The sequence below is a fragment of the Fusibacter sp. A1 genome, assembly GCF_004125825.1.
Taxonomy (GTDB): Bacteria; Bacillota; Clostridia; order Peptostreptococcales; family Acidaminobacteraceae; genus QQWI01.
Genome location: NZ_QQWI01000029.1, coordinates 1 through 2,968, shown reverse-complemented (window position 1 = coordinate 2,968; position 2,968 = coordinate 1). Strand labels below are relative to the sequence as shown.

Annotated in this window: 1 rRNA gene; it reads left to right on the top strand. The window is 50.0% G+C overall.

From position 1 onward, the window contains the following. Positions 1–10 precede the first annotated feature (10 nt). Positions 11–2,934: ribosomal RNA gene (locus DWB64_RS18990) — 23S ribosomal RNA — on the top strand. Positions 2,935–2,968: the final 34 nt, after the last annotated feature.

Genomic DNA, 2,968 nt, shown 5'->3' with positions numbered 1-2,968 from the left:
AGTTAAAAGAGGTCAAGATATTAAGAGCACAGGGTGAATGCCTTGGCACTGAGAGCCGATGAAGGACGTGGTAAGCTGCGAAAAGCTACGGGGAGTTGCAAGCAAACATTGATCCGTAGATGTCCGAATGGGGAAACCCGGCTAGAGTAATGTCTAGTCACTATGCACTGAATACATAGGTGTATAGGGGGAACGTGGGGAACTGAAACATCTAAGTACCCATAGGAGTAGAAAGAAAAATCGATTTCCTAAGTAGCGGCGAGCGAACGGGAAAGAGCCCAAACCGCATCCTTCGGGATTCGGGGTTGTGGATGATCAACAACGTGATGGAGGTAGCTTAGTAGAAGAGGTCTGGAAAGGCCCACCATAGAGGGTGATAGTCCCGTAAACGAAAAGCGAAGACCCACAGATTATTCCAGAGTACTACGAGGCACGTGAAACCTTGTAGGAAGCAGGGAGGACCATCTCCCAAGGCTAAATACTACTCAGTGACCGATAGCGCATAGTACCGTGAGGGAAAGGTGAAAAGAACCCCGGGAGGGGAGTGAAATAGAACCTGAAACCCTGTGTTTACAAGCAGTGGAAGTTCGTTAAGGAACGACCACGTACTTTTTGTAGAACGGGCCAACGAGTTACGTTACGCAGCAAGGTTAAGGTGTTCAGCACCGGAGCCGCAGGGAAACCGAGTCTTAATAGGGCGAATGAGTTGTGTGGCGTAGACCCGAAACCAGGTGACCTATCCATGAGCAGGTTGAAGCGCAGGTAAGACTGCGTGGAGGACCGAACCCATATCTGTTGAAAAAGGTTGGGATGACTTGTGGATAGCGGAGAAATTCCAATCGAACCTGGAGATAGCTGGTTCTCCCCGAAATAGCTTTAGGGCTAGCCTTGATATTAGTGACGCGGAGGTAGAGCACTGAATACTCTAGGGGCTTTCACCGGCTACCGAAAGTTATCAAACTCCGAATGCCGCAGTCATATGATCAGGAGTCAGACTATGGGTGATAAGATTCATAGTCAAAAGGGAAACAACCCAGACCATCAGCTAAGGTCCCAAAGTGTGGATTAAGTGGGAAAGGATGTGGGATTGCACAGACAACTAGGATGTTGGCTTAGAAGCAGCCATTCATTTAAAGAGTGCGTAATAGCTCACTAGTCGAGTGATCCTGCGCCGAAAATTACCGGGGCTAAAATCCACCACCGAAGCTATGGCTTAACAGTTTACTGTTAGGGGTAGGGGAGCATTCTGTACGGGTAGAAGCGGTATCGCGAGGAGCCGTGGACTGTACAGAAGAGAGAATGTTGGCATGAGTAGCGAAAGGCGGGTGAGAATCCCGCCGGCCGAAAACCTAAGGTTTCCTGAGGAAGGTTCGTCCGCTCAGGGTTAGTCAGGACCTAAGCCGAGGACGAAAGTCGTAGGCGATGGACAACAGGTTAATATTCCTGTACCACCAAGAATCGTTTGAGAGAGGGAATGACACAGGAGGTTAGGCGAGCGCACTATTGGATGTGCGTCCAAGCAGCGAGTGAGAGAAGATAGGCAAATCCGTCTTCTTGTTAATTGTGAGCTGTGATGGGGAGTGAAAAATAAGTAGCGAAGTCGTTGATATCACACTGTCGAGAAAAGTTTCTATCGAGATTTAAGGTGCCTGTACCGCAAACCGACACAGGTAGGTAAGTAGAGAATACTAAGGCAAGCGAGATAACTATTGTTAAGGAACTCGGCAAAATGACCCCGTAACTTCGGGAGAAGGGGTGCCTCACCAGGTTCAGAGCTAGGTGGGGCCGCAGAGAATAGGCCCAAGCGACTGTTTACCAAAAACACAGGTCTCTGCTAAATCGAAAGATGACGTATAGGGGCTGACGCCTGCCCGGTGCTGGAAGGTTAAGGGGACTAGTTAGAGCAATCGAAGCTATGAACCGAAGCCCCAGTAAACGGCGGCCGTAACTATAACGGTCCTAAGGTAGCGAAATTCCTTGTCGGGTAAGTTCCGACCCGCACGAAAGGCGTAACGATTTGGGCACTGTCTCAACAATGGGCTCGGTGAAATTGTAGTACCGGTAAAGATGCCGGTTACCCGCAGCAAGACGGAAAGACCCCGTGGAGCTTTACTGCAGCTTGGCACTGGATTTAGGTATAGCATGTACAGGATAGGTGGGAGACTGAGAAATATGTACGCCAGTATGTATGGAGTCAACGTTGGGATACCACTCTTGCTATATCTGTGTCCTAACCGTGTGGTGTTATCCACCATCGGGACAATGTCAGGTGGGCAGTTTGACTGGGGCGGTCGCCTCCTAAAGAGTAACGGAGGCGCTCAAAGGTTCCCTCAGTGCGGTTGGAAATCGCGCGAAGAGTGCAAAGGCAAAAGGGAGCTTGACTGCGAGACTTACAAGTCGAGCAGGTACGAAAGTAGGACTTAGTGATCCGGCGGTACCGTATGGAAGGGCCGTCGCTCAACGGATAAAAGCTACCCCGGGGATAACAGGCTTATCTCCCCCAAGAGTCCACATCGACGGGGAGGTTTGGCACCTCGATGTCGGCTCGTCTCATCCTGGAGCTGAAGCAGGTTCCAAGGGTTGGGCTGTTCGCCCATTAAAGAGGCACGCGAGCTGGGTTCAGAACGTCGTGAGACAGTTCGGTCCCTATCTGCTGTGGGCGTAGGAAATTTGAGAGGATCTGTCCTTAGTACGAGAGGACCGGGATGGACATACCTCTGGTGTATCTGTTGTTCCGCCAGGAGCACTGCAGAGTAGCTATGTATGGAAGGGATAAGTGCTGAAGGCATCTAAGCACGAAGCCTCCCTCAAGATGAGATTTCCCATACCATAAGGTAGTAAGACCCCTTGTAGACCACAAGGTTGATAGGTCTGAGGTGTAAGCGCAGCAATGTGTTCAGCTGACAGATACTAATAGGTCGAGGTCTTGACCCAAAATGTGATTATATGAAGTTTTGATTTTGCAAAG